Source organism: Methylovulum psychrotolerans, from assembly GCF_002209385.1.
GTDB classification, from domain to species: domain Bacteria; phylum Pseudomonadota; class Gammaproteobacteria; order Methylococcales; family Methylomonadaceae; genus Methylovulum; species Methylovulum psychrotolerans.
In genome coordinates this window covers 876,560-892,909 of record NZ_CP022129.1, presented here as the reverse complement: position 1 = coordinate 892,909, position 16,350 = coordinate 876,560, and the positions used below count along the sequence as shown (strand labels likewise).

Genomic DNA, 16,350 nt, shown 5'->3' with positions numbered 1-16,350 from the left:
GCGCGGGCATCTTGCCCGCAAAGGCGGGCAAGATGCCCGCGCTCCAAGACCCGTACCCTTTAGCGTTTACCTGAATTATTTCCTACCCATTACTTTCAGCCTCATAAAGGCAAACCCGGTTACGCCCCGACTTTTTGGCCTGATACATGGCTTGGTCAGAGTGCCGCAACAGCATATCAGGATTATCGCCGTCACGCGCAAAGAGCGCCACACCGATGCTGGCACCGACCGTGACCAGCCTTTGGCCTATTGAAAAAGGCGCATTGATGGCATCAATAACCCGTTGCAACACGGGCCGATATTCATCAATTTGCTTAAGCCCCGTCAGCAACAGTACAAACTCATCACCGCCAAGACGGCCAACCGTATCGTTAACACGGACGGCCTCCTGCATCCGGCGGGCAATTTCTATCAGCAGCTTGTCACCTGCGGCATGGCCATATTGGTCGTTAATGGGCTTAAAGCCATCAAGATCAAGGTAGCAAACCGCGAGCGGATGCTGGTTTCTTTCCGCCAAGGCTAACGCCTGTTTCAGGCGGTCAGTGATTAACTTCCGGTTCGGCAAACCTGTCAACACATCATGGAAGGCGATGCGTTCAATTTCCTCTTCGTAGCGCTTAGATGCGGTGATGTCCAACAACATCCACACCGAATCCCGGCTATCCCCAGGCAATTGCATCCCGTTAAGGTCAATCCAGATGACCTCCCCGTCTTTACGGCGCATCTTAAGTTGGGTGCGGTAAATGCCGTGTGCCTTAAGGATAGGGTAAGCGGCGGCGCCCACTTCTTGGTAAGACCGCTCATTTAAGTACAGTATCCTGTTTGGTTGCCCATCCAACTCACCCTCGCCATAACCGAAAATACGCTCCATTGCCGAGTTTATCCAGATCGTGTGCCGATTACGCACCTTCACAATGCCCACCAATTCGTTATCCAACATCGCCTGTTGTTCGGCGGTTAACAGCATGAGTTCGTTGTGGATTTTCTTCAGCTCGGAAATGTCGTGCAAGACGCTGCGGCTTTTGACAAAGTTGCCGGCACTGTCGTTGATGGCGGTCGCATTGACGCTTATTTGCCGTATGGCACCGTTTTTGCCGACCAGTTCAAATTCCACATTCTCAATATGGCCTGCTGCTATAAATTGCGGAAACGTGGCTTTAAACTGTTCCTTGCCCTCGGCGGTCATAAATTCGCTAATGCGCTTCTTGCCGACCAACTCGTCACGCCCACAGCCCAACCACGCCAATTCGGTGTCGTTGATATTAGTAAAAACGCCGTTAACGTCAATGGAATGGTAGCCGCACGGCGCACGGTCATAGAGGTCTTGCAGCTCTTGTGCCGATACCCGGAGCCTGTCCTCCAGCAATTTACGCTCGGTAATGTCGGTAATAAAACCATCCCAGATCACCGACCCGTCGGAGGCGTTTCTAGGCACGGCATTACCGTACAGCCAGCGGACACAACCATCCGTAAACCGGACACGGTATTCCTGTTGCCAAGGCTCAAGCGTCGCTGCCGATTGCCTGATCGAATCGGCGACCCCGGCATAATCGTCAGGATGCAAGATGGCGAACACGGCGGAGGCATCGTCTTGCACGGCTTCGGGTGTCACCCGGTAAATGTCACGGATGGCCTCGCTTGCGTAAGGGAAGCAAGAGCTGCCATCGGCCCGTAATTGATATTGATAGATGACACCGGGGACGCGGGAAGAAATTTTCGCCAGCCGGGTGTAGAGCTCGGCAGTCGCCGCTTCGGAAAGCTTTTGTTCGGTGATGTCGCGGCCAACCGCCTGTATCTCTAATAAATCGCCTTGCCCGTCAAAAAAAGCTCGGTTGACAAACTGCCCCCACCGTATTTCGCCATGTACCGCAATAATCCGGTTTTCAATCGTGACGACCGGATTGCCGGGTGACAGGGTAGCCAATTTTGCATTGACCAACGGCAAATCTTCATCCCATACACTTCGATGCCAGCTAAGCCCAAGCAAAGCCTCCCTGGACTTACCAAACAATTTGCAAAAAGCGTTGTTGACGTAGATGAGGCTGCCGTCGGCTTTAAAACGGCAGATAGTTTCCGTTTGGTCTTCCAGCAAGCCCCTATACAGCTTTTCGCTGGCAACTAAGGATTCCTCGGCAACTTTGCGTTGGTTGATAGCATTGAACGCGGCGATGAAATGTCCGGGTTTGGAGCTACACGCCTGCACCGAAAACCATTGCTGTAGGCCATCAACAAACGTTTCGAAGCTTTCGGCACTGCCACCCCCAGCGACACGGCCAAAAACGGTTAAAAATTCTGGATTGGCCTCAAGAATGCCGGGGACGGCCACGCTGATGCGCAGACCATCCACCGGCCCCAAGCCGGTTTGGGCATGGAAGGCCTGATTGCTATAAAGGCAAACAAAGTCTTCCGGCTGACCGTTCCGGTAAAGCATTTTGCAGAACACCGCGCCACTCGGCATCTGTGCAAAGAAATTTTGCACAATGTCATCAGGCAACACGTTTGCCTTCGGCACTAAGGTGGGCGACAAATTGTTGCATCCAGGGTCAATCATATATTTTCTATGCTCATCAAACCTTACGCCCTGTTGGCGTTTATTTTAAGGGATATGTAGAACTGTTTTTGCTACTATTATGAAGATGGCGAGAACGCTCATTTTCGGGTTGCCATTAACCCAGGGCGGGCAATTTTGTAACCATCCGCATAACAAGACCCTTTTAAGTGGCTCGGCCTGCCCTTAACAAATAAAGTAATGCCGCGTTTAGCAAAGCGTTTTTTTATGGCCCTGCGTTTAGCATCAATGCCATTATAGCGATGCAAACCTTAGTGCTGGGCCGGACTTCGCGTAAAAATCACCCAATATACCGAATATGAAGATATGTCTAATATCGCTGTTAAATATAGCATTTTTTTGTAAAAAAACATATTGTCATAAATAAATAGTGAAAAATTACTATTTTTCTATAGGGTTTTATAATGACCACCCGCCTGGAGCCCCGATGGATTGCCCTAAATGCCATTATCAACTACCCGCCCCACAAGCAAGCTGCCCGCACTGCGGCCTTATTTTCGCCAAATATCGTAAATACCACCCCGAAGCGGACGCGCCCGCCGACGCCGAAACCGCCCGCCCGCGCATCACCCTCACGCCCCCGACCGAAACAAACAACCTGTTTCAGGAAGCTCCCTATAACCCCGCACAGTTCGCCGCCCGCAGCCTCCTCTTTATCGGCCTGGTGTTGTGGAGTTGGCAGTTTATCGGCGCTTCCATCGCCAGCAACACCGCTGGCGAGTCTTTCCTGCATAACATCAACCTGCCCTTCCATGAGGCCGGACATATCCTGTTTCGGCCTTTTGGCCGCTTCATCACCTCGCTGGGCGGCACCTTGGGGCAATTGCTGATGCCCAGCATCTGCACGGGCGTGTTGCTGATAAAATCCCGCGACCCGTTCGGCGCGAGTGTGGCTTTGTGGTGGGTCGGGGAGAATTTTCTCGATATCGCCCCCTACGTCAACGATGCCCGCACCGGACAACTGCCCTTAGTGGGCGGCAACTTCGGCCATTCCGCCCCCTACGGTTTCCATGACTGGCACTACCTGTTGACCGAGTCCGGCTATTTGCAATACGACCACAGCCTCGCCCAAGCCGCCTATGCAATCGGTTCGCTGATTATGCTCAGCGCCCTGTGCGGCGGCGCGGCGCTGCTGTGGCGGCAATACCGCCATCGGCAAGGTCTATAGGCGTGTCGCGCCAGCCCAAAGCCCTAAGCAAAACTTCGGCACAAAAGCCCCAAAACAGGGCAATCAGCACCAAAAATCACCTAAAACACCTTAGCTACATTATTTTCTACTGATCTGTTAATAAATCGCTTGCAAAGCCCAAGCGCCTAAGTGTACTGTTAGCCACCGTGACGGATTGCATCCATTCATGCAACGCACTATTTACCAAAAACAACTAATACATAAAAATAACTAGGACGCAACAAAAATTACGCTATGTCCAGTAATCTGGTGGGCCGTCTTTTCAGAACCCCTGATCTATTGGATAATGGCGGGTTCATACAGCTATTAACCCTTCCCATCCACTTACTAACGAGAAATTAAGCTATGTCTAACTTCCCTATCGATCTTGGCGCTTACCAACGTATTACGCTAGATGCCAGCGTACCGACGTTGACTGACGAGCAAAGAACCGCTCTGAAAGCCAATATCCAACTGTGCCGTGACGCTATCGTCTTCTTCACCTCCACTGGCGCAGCCAGAGGCGTGGGCGGTCACACGGGCGGCCCTTACGACACCGTGCCTGAAGTCATGATTATGGACGCGCTGTTCCGTGGCTCAGAAAACTATGTACCGACCTTCTTCGACGAAGCCGGACACCGCGTTGCCACCCAATACCTGATGTCGGTCTTAAACGGCGACATGGAAGCGGAACACCTGACCCAATACCGCGCTGCCCATTCGCACCTGCCAGGCCACCCAGAATTGGGCTTCACCCCCGGCGTTAAATTCAGCTCAGGCCGTTTAGGCCACTTGTGGCCGTACATCAACGGTGTCGCCATGGCGAACCCTAGCAAAACCGTGTTCTGCTTAGGCTCAGACGGCTCACAACAAGAAGGCGACGATGCCGAAGCGGCGCGTTTGGCGGTTGCCCAAGGCCTGAACGTTAAATTATTGATTGACGACAACGATGTCACCATCGCTGGCCACCCATCAAAATACTTAAAAGGTTGCACCACTGCAAAAACCTTGGCAGGCCACGGCCTGACCGTACTGGAAGGCGACGGCGAAGACCTCGACAGCCTGTACGCGAACATCTGCACCGCCATCAACACTGACGGCCCGGTCGCCATCATCAACCACCGCCCAATGTGCCCAGGCATCGTTGGCCTGGAAGGCTCTACCCACGGCCATGACGTTATCTCCGTCAAATTGGCGTTGGAATATTTGGAAACCCGTGGCCACCAAGCCGCTGTCGATTTCCTGAAAGCCGTTGTCGCCCCAAAGAATGAATATAAATTCTTAGGCTCCAGCGACAAATGGGATGCCAACCGTAACGTCTTCGGCGACGCTGTCGTCGCGGTCATGAGCGGCATGAGCGAAGCCGAACGCATCGAAAAAGTCCGCGTCATCGACTCCGACTTAGAAGGCTCTTGCGGCTTGCACAAAATCCACAGCGCTTTCCCAGAAAGCTTCATCTCTTCCGGTATCATGGAGCGCGGTAACTTCTCCGCCGCTGCGGGTTTTGGTATGGAAGCGGGCAAACAAGGCATTTTCGGCACCTTCAGCGCGTTCTTAGAAATGCTGATGTCCGAAATCACTATGGCGCGTCTGAACAACTCCAATGTGTTGAGCCACTTCTCACATTCCGGTATCGACGACATGGCCGACAACACTTGCCATTTCGGCCTGAACAACATGTTCGCCGACAACGGTCTGGATGACGGCTACGCCACTGGCCTGTACTTCCCTGCCGACCCGAACCAAATGAAAGCTTGCGTCAGCAGCATTTTCTTCAACCCAGGCCTGCGTTTCGTGTTCTCAACCCGTTCTAAAGTGCCATTGATTTTGGACGAAAACGGCAACGAATACTTCGGCGGCGATTATAAATTCGTCCCAGGTAAAGACGAAGTCATCCGCGAAGGCACCCAAGGTTACATCGTCGCCTTCGGCGAAAGCTTATACCGCGCCTTAGACGCAGTAGAGCGCCTGAAAGCCGAAGGCATTGATGTCGGCCTGATCAACAAACCGACCTTAAGCAGCATCGACGAAGACATGCTGCAAAAAGTCGGCTCATCACCGATGGTGCTGATCGTCGAATCCTTCAACCGTAAAACCGGTCTGGGTAGCCGCTACGGCTCTTGGTTGCTGGAACGCGGCCTGACCCCTAAGTTCGCACACATCGCCACCCACAAAGAAGGTTGCGGCGGTTTGTGGGAACAATTCCCGCACCAAGGCATCGACCCAGTAGGGATTATGGCTAAAGTTAAGGAATTGTTAGGTTAATCGGCCTAGCTTGCGGTAACAAAAAAGGGTGCAGCAATGCACCCTTTTTTTTGGCTTTGAATATTTGACGTTAATTCACTAGCGATTATCCCCAGCCCACGCTTTTTTTGAACGCCCCACCCCGCTTACTGTCAATAGCTTCCGTAGTCCAGCTAATTTTCCGCCATCTTAGCGCCTCTCCCCCTGCTTGTGGACGCAATTACAGCCATTTGCCCCAACTTTCATGGCATCACGGATAATTTTTGATTTACAAGTCCCGATAATAAGATTTTAATAATCGTTTTATGACATAGGAAGACAAATGACCAAAACCACCCCCAAATCCGTCACCAAAGCCAGTGCCCCCAGCACCGCCGAACCTGACCACGACGATGACGACATTTTCGACACGGATTTTGTCCCTTTGCCCGACAGCTTGGAAAAAGAAACCATCAAACGCGATGCCCGGCGCAAAATTGAAATTTATTGGGAAAAGAAACAACTGCGTGAGCAGTTTGACGATTTCGACGAATCCGAATTCGGTTTCTAAGCGCGTAAGTGTCCGCCATGAGCGGCCTTACAGTTAAAGCAAGGCCTACCGCCTTGCTGATGCAGGTTTACCGCATTGCGCCTTCCAGCGCCGTTTGCACCGATTGCGCCCGAATCTGGTGCCGATCGCCGGAAAATTGCTGCCGGGCCACAAGAGGGACTCCCCCCTTTTCCAACCAAGCAATAAAGACCGTACCGACAGGCTTCGCCGGGGTTCCGCCCGCAGGGCCTGCAACTCCAGTAACGGCAATGGCACAACTGGCACGGCTACGCGCTAACGCCCCGGCCACCATTGCTGTTACCGTTTCTTCACTGACCGCCCCATAGCGTCCGATAATCTGCGGATCAACTCCTAACATCTCCACTTTCGCGTCATTGCTGTAAGTGACAAAGCCCCGCTCAAACCATGCCGAGCTGCCGGGTATGGCCGTAATAACCTGCGCCAGCCAACCGCCCGTACACGATTCGGCGGTAGCGATACTCTGCCCTCGCTCGGTTAAATACGCGCCCAAACGCGCCGCCAACGCCTCTAATTGCCCCTCATCCATAGCGTTCCCCTGCCTGCCTAATGCCAACCGCCATATTGGGTGGTCGGGTCGCCACGGAATCCTGTGGAGGTTTTATTGGCATCGGGGGCGTTAATCATGGTTTCCGCCGCAACCACCATATTGGCGCGGGTATAGCCGCCTAAAGCCTGGGCTTTGTGGGCGATGGCGGTGGTGAGCGGGTTAAGGTCGTATTGGCTGACCGACGGGTCGACAATAGCCGCTATCAAAGCCTCGCCCCCGGCACTGCTGCTCAGGATAACAGGCAACGGCGTGGCGGCGGCGACTTCTAGCTGGTAATGGCCATCCGTAATCGCCGCTTTGGCGATAAGCTGGTGCTGCGCGTCGCTTAACGTGACTTCTCCGGCTTTTATCGGCCCGCTTTTAGTGCTGACCAGACCTTTCAGCACCGTCGCGCTAGGGAAGGTTTTCACGGCTTGGTGGATGCCGACTTTAGGCGGCGAGTTTTTCTCGCACGCGGTTAAGGCCAAGGCCGCCCAACAGCACAGGGCAAGCGCGATACAGCGGCGACGGGAAGGACGGAGGGGAAAGGTGGCAATCGTCATAAAAAAACCTACTGGCTGTCGTTATTATTGTCCAGCTATTTTGAGACGGTTTGGCGGGAAGGACAAGCGTTTTATGCAAGGGCGGCAACCGGAAGCCGCCGCCCTTGCAGGAGTACAGAAGCCGCACCGAACGGAGCGCAATGGTCTTCAGCCATTGCACGATAGCCTAGAGGACGAGCGGCAGGCCAGCAGCATTTTTGGAGCGCGGGCATCTTGCCCGCAAGGGCGGGCAAGATGCCCTCGCTCCAAGATCCGTAACCTTTGGCGTTTGCCTGAATTATTTTTTACCTGTTCCTTACCTGTCAACAATACCGTTCACGCCGCCTTATCCACCGCATCCAGCACCCGAAACGCCCGCACCTGCTCCGTCAGTTGCTGCAAATCCTCAGGCTTAGCGGCCTTCCCGTAACGCAGGCCGACAAAAAGGTCGGTAATCTGCTGGGCAGCGGGGGCGGATTGCGGCAAGGCGGCGGTAATTCGCCCGGCAAACGCCGTTTCGCCTTCGCCAGGCTGGCGCACCAAGCCGTATTTGCCCAGCTTACGGCAAAACTGCCGATATTGGCGCAACGCTTGGTCGGTGGCCTTAGGCTTCTGGTACAGCAAAATAAAGCACAGCACCACAGTAATCAGCGCGACCAACCCCAACAGCCAATACAGCATGGTTTGCAGATTGCCAATCCCCAACCCCGACAAAAACTTACTCTGGTTGGTGCGGTTATAGTTAATGACCCAGCGTTGCCAGCTATAATCGACATTACCCCATAACGTCCGCGCCTGTTTCAGCCAACCCGGTGCCTGATCTGCGCTACCATTATCGAACTGGATAGCCGCGCCCTGCTCCAAAGCATCGACATTAATGTTTTTCTCAATGCGTTCGGGGGCGACCGCCGCCGTCGGATCGACCCGCGTCCAGCCCTTGCCTTGCAGCCAAATTTCCGTCCAGGCATGGGCATCGTACTGATAGATTTCCAAAAAGTTGCCGACCTTATTCAACTCGCCGCCCTGATAGCCCGTCACAACCCTAGCCGGAATATGCGCGGCCCGCATCAGATAAGTAAACGCGGCGGCATAATGGCTGCAAAAGCCCCGCCGCTCTTTAAACAAAAACGCCTCAATCGGTTTGTCTTCCATCAGCGGTGGGGTCAGCGTGTAATGGAAGTCTTCGTTATGGAAATACTGTAGAACCGCCTTGGCAAACTGCTCCGGCGGCGTATCAAAACCATGCAGTTGCGTGACTAATGCGGTAATTTCCGGCGATGGCGCAGCGGGCAGTTGGGTGGCATCGGCATATTCGACCCGCGTGATATAGCCGGTGTTGTAGTGCAGATAGGAGGTGATTTTATATTCCGAACGTTTATCGGGATTGGCGGCGGTGATCAATTGATAATTGACGTTACGCTCCAAAGGCTTTTCAAACTCGGCTGGCATATCCAACGCGAACACCCAATTTTTGTTCTGCGGCTCCATCAACAAAGTGTAGGGGTAAGCCGTGCCGGAAAAGCCCGGCTCATCCATATACGCGCCAAAGCCCTGATGCGGTGACTGTATCCAATGTCTACCATCGGTTTTGCTCAACACCGGCCCGCGCCAGTAACGTTGCGCAGGCGGCGGCAACGGGCCGCTAAACTGCACCCGAAACGCCAACTCGGTGGACATCCCCAACTCGCTGATAGACCCCGGCTCCATGGTCTCGCTCAGCCCCGTGCGGCTTTGGGTACGGTCATTCAGCAACATCCAACGCGGCGCTTCCATGCGCGGAAACAAAATAAACAAGACAATCGCCATCGGCAACGCCTGGAATATAATGGTCGCTGCGGTCTTAACCGCCAGCCACGGCTGCGGCTGGCGGCTGTTGATGCACACTAGCGTGGCGATCAGCACACAGCTCACCAACAAGATATACGCCGCCATGAACAGGGTCTGCGTGTATAAAAACTGCGACGACGCGACCACAAAAGCCAAAAACGTCACCAGATACAAATCCCGCTCGGTTTTGATCTCCATCAGCTTTAAGCCTAAGGCGACGATAAACAGCCGCGTCCCCGAATCGCGTCCGAAAATGCCCTGATGGTCCAAATACACCAAACCGATGCCGATCACCGTCAAGCCAAACACCAATCCGCCGTTAGGCAACCACTCAGGCCGCCAAATCCCCGCCACGCGCCAGCCCAGCAACAAATAAAAATAGCCGAAAATATTGAGGGGAATATGGTAAATATGCGGAAAGGCAATCAAGGCGATGGACGCGAACAAGAAGACCAGCACGTTTTTGTCGGGATTTAGCATCATTATCAGAGTATTCGGGGGTTAAAAAAGGAGTAGGTCGGGCAAGCGGTTCTGCCCGACAAGGCCGTACGGTTTACCGCGCCTTTTGCTTGTGCAAGGCTGTTAAGATACCGTCACTCATTGGGCGACATAGCGTGGAGTGCAATGGCTGAAGACCATTGCACTCCGTGCTGTGGCCATAAGGGTATGCCGGGTAGATTTATTGTCGCTACACTTATTAGCGGCCAAAGCCTGTGAAACCCATCGAAGCCCCAATTAAACTTGTGTAGATACTTATGCTGCCAAGGGGAGGCTGGGGTGGGGTTTAACACGCAGAGACGCAATGAAACGCCGACTAATTTTATACCCCCCCTAAAACAACGCCAACGCCTCCAAACATTGCTGGCTATGCCCTACCCCGCTGCCCGGCTGCAAAGTCAGGTTAGGCAAGATAAAACCATAACTCAACCCCGCCTGCTCGGCATCCAGCACCCAGCGGCACAATTGGCTGAGCCGCTCTTCGGTGGAATGCCCCGAAGTCTGGGCATAATCCAACCAGATTTGCGCCGAACTGCCGCCGCCGTATTGCTTGCTGTACAGTCCCAAACCCTTGGCGTAGGCCTTCCAATGGATATGGCGTACCGGATCGCCCGCCTGATATTCATGCACCCCATAAAAATCCTCCGCACCTTTTTTACTGAAACCCTGCTGAATATCCCCCGCCGATGATTCGGGAAACGGGGTACTGAAGTCGGCAGGTTTAGGATACACCAACACCTTTAACGTAAAGCGGATGGGCGACCACGTCCGAAACAAGCCCAGCGGATAAGTGCTGGCAACCGTCACCTTACCCGCCTCATACCAACCGCGCTGGTGGGTGGCGCAAGCCAACGCGACCCGGGTCTTGGTCAAGGCCGGCACACTCACACTGACGGTATCTTCCAAGGTCAGCCGCAAATGCTCGCGCGGGTTCGGCGTCGGATTGTCCACATACACATCAAAACGGGCGGGGTTGCCGGCAAACACCGGCTGGGCAGGCCCCGGCTGCACCACCAAACCCGCCAAGGCCTTAAAGCTGTGCAGCGTGGTGATAAAAAACACACTGGCGATCAAAAACGTCAGCAGATAGGCCAAGTTATTGTTATAAACAAAAGCAATCAAAAACAACAAACCTACCAGCACCGCAAAGCTCAAACCGCGTTGCGTCGGCAAAATAAAAATCCGCCGATGGTTCAAAACCACCGGCTGGTTCGCCAAAGCCTTTTCCCCGGTAAAAAAACGGTGCGCCTTAACGCGCTCGGTGAGGGTCGGCTGGCTCAATGGATAGCCACCTTGTCTAATAAGGACGCGACAATCGCCTCGGAATGGCTACTGCCCGCGCGTAAGCGATGCCCCGCCACCGCCGCCAACACCGCTTGGACATCTTCCGGCAACACCGCATCGCGGCGGTGCATAAACGCCCACGCCTTCGCCGCGCGTAACAACGCCAAACCGCCGCGCGGCGACAGGCCACACGGGTATTCCGGCGAAGTGCGGGTATAGTGGATCAAAGCTTGGCAATAATCCAACAGCGCGGGCGAGACATGGATACCCAGCACCGCTTGCTGGATGGCCTGCAACTGCTCAGGTGGCAACTGCACAGTCAACGCCTCCAACAACTGCTGGCGGCTTTGCCCCGCCAATAACGCCCGCTCAGCCGCCGGGTCGGGGTAGCCCAATTCAATGCGCATCAGAAAACGGTCCAACTGCGATTCCGGCAACGGGAAAGTGCCGATTTGGTGGGAAGGGTTTTGCGTGGCGATGACAAAAAACGGGCTGGGTAACGGATACGTCTTGCCTTCCACCGTCACCTGCCCTTCTTCCATTGCCTCCAACAACGCGCTTTGGGCCTTCGGCGTGGCGCGGTTCACCTCATCCGCCAACACCATCTGGTTAAACACCGGCCCCGGATGGAACTTAAAATTATTATTGGCACTGTCAAACACCGACGCGCCCAAAATATCGGCGGGCAACAAATCGCTAGTGAATTGGATACGCTGATAATGCAAACCCAACAACTTCGCCAGCGTATGCGCCAGCGTGGTCTTACCCACCCCCGGAATATCCTCAATCAACAAATGTCCCCGCGCCAACAGGCAACACACCGCCAAGCGGATTTTATGATCTTTGCCGAGAATGATGTCATTCGCGGAAGTTAATAAGCGTTCGATAGCATTGTGCATAGTGTGGGGGAATGTGCAGAAGATGAAAAATCAGGACAGTGCGGACAACCGCTTTCAAGGATAGCTCTGGGTTAAAGCATAGTGGCGCAACGCGGGACTGTCAACCGTTGCGGGTAGCAATAACAGACTAAGAAACTGTCCGGTTTTTGTTGACCATTACACCCACAAGGGGCACTAGAAACGACTATTTTCGCGAGATGCTGGAAGATGTCTTGATTTGGGGTCTGGAACCGGCCTTTGGGGATAGCTGGTACAGCGGCGTTGACAACCTGAAGCGGGTAAAAAACCACCGGCTAGGTTGGCTGTTCGCCGTGGAAAGCAACTGCACCGTCTCCGTGGACAAAGGCCGCTGGGTGCAGGTGCAAAAGCTGGACATCCCCGATGACGGGGGCTGGCCGTTTGGCTCAAGGACTTTGGCAACGTGAAGCTGTTCCGGACATGGCTGAAAGACCAGCCACGCCACTACGCCGTTTACTTGGCGGATGAAGAACAGTTTGCGTCCTTTGACCGGAAAGCGTTCCTTGAGCAACATGACAAGCACTGGCATATTGAACAGTATAGAGTCCGGCGTAAGCAAACGACAGGCTAAACGGTCAGTACACGCGGTTATGGCTCAGCCTGTCGTCAATGCGTAACTTCTACTTTTGTAAAAAACCAATCAATTCTTTTTTAAATTGTTCAACCTCATTTTTTTTTCTTTCATTTATAAAGTCAAAAATTTGAGTATTTGTCATAACTGCCGAATGTTGATAACCTTGATAAGTAAAATCTTCGTATAGCTTTTTTATTCTATCTTTTTCTTTCTTCCCTTTATATGTTTCAGTAACTTCAGGCAAGCCATCTCTATTTGTTTTTCTATAATGCTTTGAGAGTTGTTTTTCAACACTTTCAAATGGAATAAAAAAAACATTTTGATTATTTTTACATTCTTCTTTTTTATCGCCATCAAGAATTGAAATTACATTTTCTGGTGATGAGAAAAAACAAGCCTTTTCGTTACGCTTCATTAAATCAATAACATTACTAGCACCGCCAATATAAATTATTTTATAGGTAAAAAACAGGGGCATTTCTTTTTGATTAATTAAATGAGACAGATACTGTTCTAATACCACATCCTCTACTAAAATATATTTATCCCATCGTCCTTGGAAACAAAAAAGCTCACTTCTTATATAATTGTAAGGCACTTCTTTTAGAGAAACTTCAGAATTATTGCTTTCCATATAAAAAAGTTCAGAGTCTTTCAATGTTTTCATCAATGCTAAAGAATGCGTAGTAAAAACAATATTAACCCCATCTTGCTCGCAATAGCGCCTTAACTCAGCAATGAGATTGACTTGTGCCGAAGCATCTAACGATATATCAATTTCATCAATCACAATCAACTTGCATTTTCGTTTGATAATTTTATACAAGTTGATAATAAAATGTTCACCTGAACTTAGATAATCTTCTCTAATATAAAAACCATTTTCTTTTAAAATAAAATAGTATCGTTTCCCCTTTATTTTTATTTCTTTTAAATTTTCAAATCTATCAGACCTATATATTCTTGAAAGAAATTCTATTAAGTCGTCAGGTGTAGAGTATTCCTTTAATGATATGCCCTTTCTTAGTTCTTCATCAATTTCAGATAACCTTTGAAAATGATTAAATCTTTCACCATGAGGGATAGGTAACTCAGCATAAATATTTCGTTTTATTTTTTCATTGATGATTGACTTAGTATCAATAACCCGAAGCTTAGGGTTGTACTGAAAATTATAAATTGTTCCATCAATGATATAACGAATACAGCTAGTATCTTTAAAAATATAGGGGGAGGCTGTCTTTGCAAACGTATTTGCAGAAGTGATATTTTTTATAGCACGAATTAATGTTGTTTTTCCTACACTATTTTTTCCAACAATGCACATTAATTTGTTTGACAATTCAATACGAAAAAATAATTCTTTTATGTGCTGAACATCGAACAGTATGCAAATAAATTCACTATCCATTTTTAATCAATAGATTGATGATAAAAACTATCAACAATGAAATTACCGTATTTCTTTCTAAGTTTGTCTAAATACGACTTATCAATTGTATTAATATGATTTAGCTGCCCTGAAACCTTACTGAAGTCACCTTGATAATGGTTTTTTAAATAATCAGCAAATTTATCTTTATCATTGATATAAAAATGAAATAACACTTCAATTTGTTGTTTTAATTTAATATCCACGCTAATTTTTCCAGATGGCAAAATAACCATTCCGAGCATTTTTATTTTACTTCCTTTGTGAGTATGTTTTGTTTTATATGCGTTTATTTTTACTCTTCTATCATAAAGTTCGTTAAGATAATCAGAAATAGTATTTTGAATGCTCATTAAAGAATCTTTAGCGTTTGATGATAAAAAAATATCATCTGAATATCGAGTGTAAATTATCTCGTTTTTTATACAATATCCTTCAAGAGCATCATCAAAATCAGATAAAAAACTATTGCTAATATTTGGGGAAGTTGGAAAGCCTACAGGTAAAATATCATCAATTGTTGTTATATTTAATAATTCAGATTTATATTGATGAATATCATAGATTGGAACATTATCTAAAGCAGTGTCTAATATTTTTTCGACGTCTTGCTTTGTAATTTTATGAAAAAAATCTTTTATATCCGTTTGAAAAAAAAACTTGCTATGACAGTGTGGAACTACCGCCGTGTAAGTGCTTTTTTCATGTCTATACGAATGCACGACATTAGTATTTATTTTGACGTAATCAAAGACAAAGCTATTTAAAAATCGTAAGTATTTTTTTAATTTAGGAGAAGGATTAACTTTTGCATTTGAAATTTTTTGATATTCTTGAGGAAGATTTAAATTTAAAAAATCATCAAAATTCAATTTATGATGGAACGTAGAATCAAAAGCTTCTTGGAGGGAAAGAGATGTTTTTTTCATTTGAACGACACCAGATCGCAATGTTCGTCAAATTTCAACTTGCCCGTCTCTGAAAGAGTTCGGGCAAGATAAATTAGGCTAAACGGAGGTAGCGGCTAGTATTTATGACTGGAGATACTCCTAGTCACTAGCATACTGTTAAGTGTATCGTTTTTAAATTTAAAAAACAAATCAATTTGTAACCCCGCAAGCAACAAGTCGCCGTCCGCTATGATGCCGACGTATTGGCAGCATTCCGCGCCACTGGCAAAGGCTGGCAGACGCGCATGAACGATGCGCTTAAAGAATGGCTGAGCGAACATAAGGCATAAAAGCCTTATTTTGGGTTTTGGACAGGCGAGCCTAGCCCTGTTCCATTCCCTCACCTGAATTTTAAGCCATCATCCTATTATGGCAGGAACACGCCCTAAGGTTGATGGTGAGTGATGGGGTTCACTTAACACCTTCTGCCCCCAACTCCAAACACGTCAGATACAAACGCATATCAAACTCCAGTTGGTGATAATCCGGCTCCATATACTCGCAGAGCTTATAAAACGCCTTGTTATGTTCCTTCTCACGCAAATGCGCCAGCTCATGCACAACAATCATGCGCAAAAACTCCAGCGGCGCGGTTTTAAACACCGCCCCGACGCGAATCTCATGCTTGGCCTTAAGATTACCGCCCTGCACCCGCGAGATAAACGTATGCAAACCTAACGCCTGATGCAGCACGTCCAGCTTATCGTCATACACCACCTTACTGAGCGGGTTGGATTGCCTCAGGAACTGGTTTTTTAGCTCCACCGTATAAGTATAAAGTGCCTTATCGGTACGGATAGTGTGGCTGGCCGGATATTTTTTGCGCAACCGCCCCGCCAGCTCGCCGCTGTCGATCAGCCGTTGCACCTGCTCGTTGACTTGGGGCGAATACCCCGCCAGATATTTTAAGCCCGCCATCGCCCTACTCCCACGGCGGCGCGTCGCCGTTATAGGCGACAAAATCCCCCGCCGCCGCAACCGTCACCGTACTGGCGCGGGTAGTGCCGCCGGACGCTTTCGCCTTAGCAGGCGTAGCCGCCACCGGAACACCAGCATCCACCTGCCATTGCGCAAACAGCACCAGTTCCTTATCAGCAGGGACATACCATTTTTTTACAGCAGCATCCCAACGCGCCCCTAAGGCTTTCGCCGCGTCTTTTTGCGCGTAAGGGACAGTCAGATAAATTTTTGCGCTAGCCATTCAATAAACAAATCAACAGTTAAGGTATCGGTCATCATAGCCTAGGG

Annotated in this window: 13 protein-coding genes and 2 pseudogenes; 5 read left to right on the top strand and 10 right to left on the bottom strand. The window is 50.0% G+C overall.

Annotated elements, in window-relative coordinates; genetic code table 11:
- Positions 1-82 precede the first annotated feature (82 nt).
- Entirely contained in the window at positions 83-2,551 is a 2,469-nt protein-coding gene (locus tag CEK71_RS03865; RefSeq protein ID WP_088618152.1) for a sensor domain-containing diguanylate cyclase, read from the bottom strand.
- 445 nt (positions 2,552-2,996) lie between these two features.
- Between CEK71_RS03865 and CEK71_RS03860 the strand changes: the two genes are divergently transcribed.
- The 3 genes from CEK71_RS03860 (at position 2,997) to CEK71_RS03850 (ending at position 6,531) form a co-directional block, all read left to right on the top strand.
- Positions 2,997-3,737, top strand: coding sequence for a zinc ribbon domain-containing protein (locus tag CEK71_RS03860; protein WP_088618151.1), 741 nt, complete (start codon positions 2,997-2,999; stop codon positions 3,735-3,737).
- Positions 3,738-4,103: 366 nt separating this feature from the next.
- Entirely contained in the window at positions 4,104-6,002 is a 1,899-nt protein-coding gene (locus CEK71_RS03855) for a transketolase C-terminal domain-containing protein (protein WP_088618150.1), read from the top strand.
- Between the two features lie 301 nt (positions 6,003-6,303).
- Complete coding sequence (locus tag CEK71_RS03850; RefSeq protein WP_088618149.1) at positions 6,304-6,531, top strand: PA3496 family putative envelope integrity protein; 228 nt, start codon at positions 6,304-6,306, stop codon at positions 6,529-6,531.
- A gap of 67 nt (positions 6,532-6,598) precedes the next feature.
- On the opposite strand, the gene CEK71_RS03845 is transcribed toward CEK71_RS03850, so the two are convergent.
- The 5 genes from CEK71_RS03845 to CEK71_RS03825 all read right to left on the bottom strand — a co-directional run bounded on the left by CEK71_RS03845 (position 6,599) and on the right by CEK71_RS03825 (position 12,128).
- The gene (locus CEK71_RS03845; RefSeq protein ID WP_088618148.1) at positions 6,599-7,078 is read right to left on the bottom strand and encodes a CinA family protein; all 480 of its coding nucleotides are present in this window, start codon (positions 7,076-7,078) and stop codon (positions 6,599-6,601) included.
- Positions 7,079-7,095: 17 nt separating this feature from the next.
- Positions 7,096-7,641 carry a hypothetical protein gene (locus CEK71_RS03840; protein WP_088618147.1) on the bottom strand — a complete coding sequence of 182 codons (546 nt, stop codon included), beginning with the start codon at positions 7,639-7,641 and terminating at the stop codon, positions 7,096-7,098.
- A 315-nt stretch (positions 7,642-7,956) separates the two neighbouring features.
- On the bottom strand, positions 7,957-9,930 hold the full coding sequence (locus CEK71_RS03835) for a transglutaminase TgpA family protein (protein ID WP_088618146.1): 1,974 nt from the start codon (positions 9,928-9,930) through the stop codon (positions 7,957-7,959).
- A gap of 348 nt (positions 9,931-10,278) precedes the next feature.
- Positions 10,279-11,226 (bottom strand): DUF58 domain-containing protein, encoded by a 948-nt coding sequence (locus CEK71_RS03830; protein WP_088618145.1) that lies wholly within the window; start codon positions 11,224-11,226, stop codon positions 10,279-10,281.
- Positions 11,223-12,128, bottom strand: coding sequence for an AAA family ATPase (locus CEK71_RS03825; protein ID WP_088618144.1), 906 nt, complete (start codon positions 12,126-12,128; stop codon positions 11,223-11,225). The genes CEK71_RS03830 and CEK71_RS03825 overlap by 4 nt, the downstream gene beginning before the upstream one ends.
- Positions 12,129-12,301: 173 nt before the next feature.
- Here CEK71_RS03825 and CEK71_RS03820 point away from each other — a divergent pair.
- A pseudogene (locus tag CEK71_RS03820) lies at positions 12,302-12,705 on the top strand (IS701 family transposase); the annotation flags it as partial.
- A gap of 61 nt (positions 12,706-12,766) precedes the next feature.
- Here the strand turns inward: CEK71_RS03820 and CEK71_RS03815 are convergent.
- Together CEK71_RS03815 and CEK71_RS03810 are read right to left on the bottom strand one after the other, a co-directional pair.
- On the bottom strand, positions 12,767-14,131 hold the full coding sequence (locus tag CEK71_RS03815; protein ID WP_088618142.1) for an ATP-dependent nuclease: 1,365 nt from the start codon (positions 14,129-14,131) through the stop codon (positions 12,767-12,769).
- 2 nt (positions 14,132-14,133) lie between these two features.
- Positions 14,134-15,081, bottom strand: a complete 948-nt coding sequence (locus tag CEK71_RS03810; protein WP_088618141.1) for a reverse transcriptase domain-containing protein — start codon at positions 15,079-15,081, stop codon at positions 14,134-14,136.
- A 197-nt stretch (positions 15,082-15,278) separates the two neighbouring features.
- On the opposite strand from CEK71_RS03810, the pseudogene CEK71_RS23480 reads away from it, so the two are divergent.
- Positions 15,279-15,392, top strand: a pseudogene (locus CEK71_RS23480) (BrnA antitoxin family protein); the annotation flags it as partial.
- Positions 15,393-15,513: 121 nt separating this feature from the next.
- Here the strand turns inward: CEK71_RS23480 and CEK71_RS03800 are convergent.
- Together CEK71_RS03800 and CEK71_RS03795 are read right to left on the bottom strand one after the other, a co-directional pair.
- Positions 15,514-16,020: a M48 metallopeptidase family protein gene (locus CEK71_RS03800; RefSeq protein WP_088618139.1), complete on the bottom strand. Its 507-nt coding sequence runs from the start codon at positions 16,018-16,020 to the stop codon at positions 15,514-15,516.
- Between the two features lie 4 nt (positions 16,021-16,024).
- On the bottom strand, positions 16,025-16,303 hold the full coding sequence (locus CEK71_RS03795) for a DUF5710 domain-containing protein (protein ID WP_088618138.1): 279 nt from the start codon (positions 16,301-16,303) through the stop codon (positions 16,025-16,027).
- Positions 16,304-16,350: the final 47 nt, after the last annotated feature.

Bases quoted from the DNA above. Each gene is read 5' to 3' on its own strand.
- CEK71_RS03865 (WP_088618152.1), bottom strand. From the start codon at position 2,551: ATGATTGACCCTGGATGCAACAATTTGTCGCCCACCTTAGTGCCGAAG.
- CEK71_RS03860 (WP_088618151.1), top strand. From the start codon at position 2,997: ATGGATTGCCCTAAATGCCATTATCAACTACCCGCCCCACAAGCAAGC.
- CEK71_RS03855 (WP_088618150.1), top strand. From the start codon at position 4,104: ATGTCTAACTTCCCTATCGATCTTGGCGCTTACCAACGTATTACGCTA.
- CEK71_RS03850 (WP_088618149.1), top strand. From the start codon at position 6,304: ATGACCAAAACCACCCCCAAATCCGTCACCAAAGCCAGTGCCCCCAGC.
- CEK71_RS03845 (WP_088618148.1), bottom strand. From the start codon at position 7,078: ATGGATGAGGGGCAATTAGAGGCGTTGGCGGCGCGTTTGGGCGCGTAT.
- CEK71_RS03840 (WP_088618147.1), bottom strand. From the start codon at position 7,641: ATGACGATTGCCACCTTTCCCCTCCGTCCTTCCCGTCGCCGCTGTATC.
- CEK71_RS03835 (WP_088618146.1), bottom strand. From the start codon at position 9,930: ATGATGCTAAATCCCGACAAAAACGTGCTGGTCTTCTTGTTCGCGTCC.
- CEK71_RS03825 (WP_088618144.1), bottom strand. From the start codon at position 12,128: ATGCACAATGCTATCGAACGCTTATTAACTTCCGCGAATGACATCATT.
- CEK71_RS03815 (WP_088618142.1), bottom strand. From the start codon at position 14,131: ATGGATAGTGAATTTATTTGCATACTGTTCGATGTTCAGCACATAAAA.
- CEK71_RS03810 (WP_088618141.1), bottom strand. From the start codon at position 15,081: ATGAAAAAAACATCTCTTTCCCTCCAAGAAGCTTTTGATTCTACGTTC.
- CEK71_RS03800 (WP_088618139.1), bottom strand. From the start codon at position 16,020: ATGGCGGGCTTAAAATATCTGGCGGGGTATTCGCCCCAAGTCAACGAG.
- CEK71_RS03795 (WP_088618138.1), bottom strand. From the start codon at position 16,303: ATGGCTAGCGCAAAAATTTATCTGACTGTCCCTTACGCGCAAAAAGAC.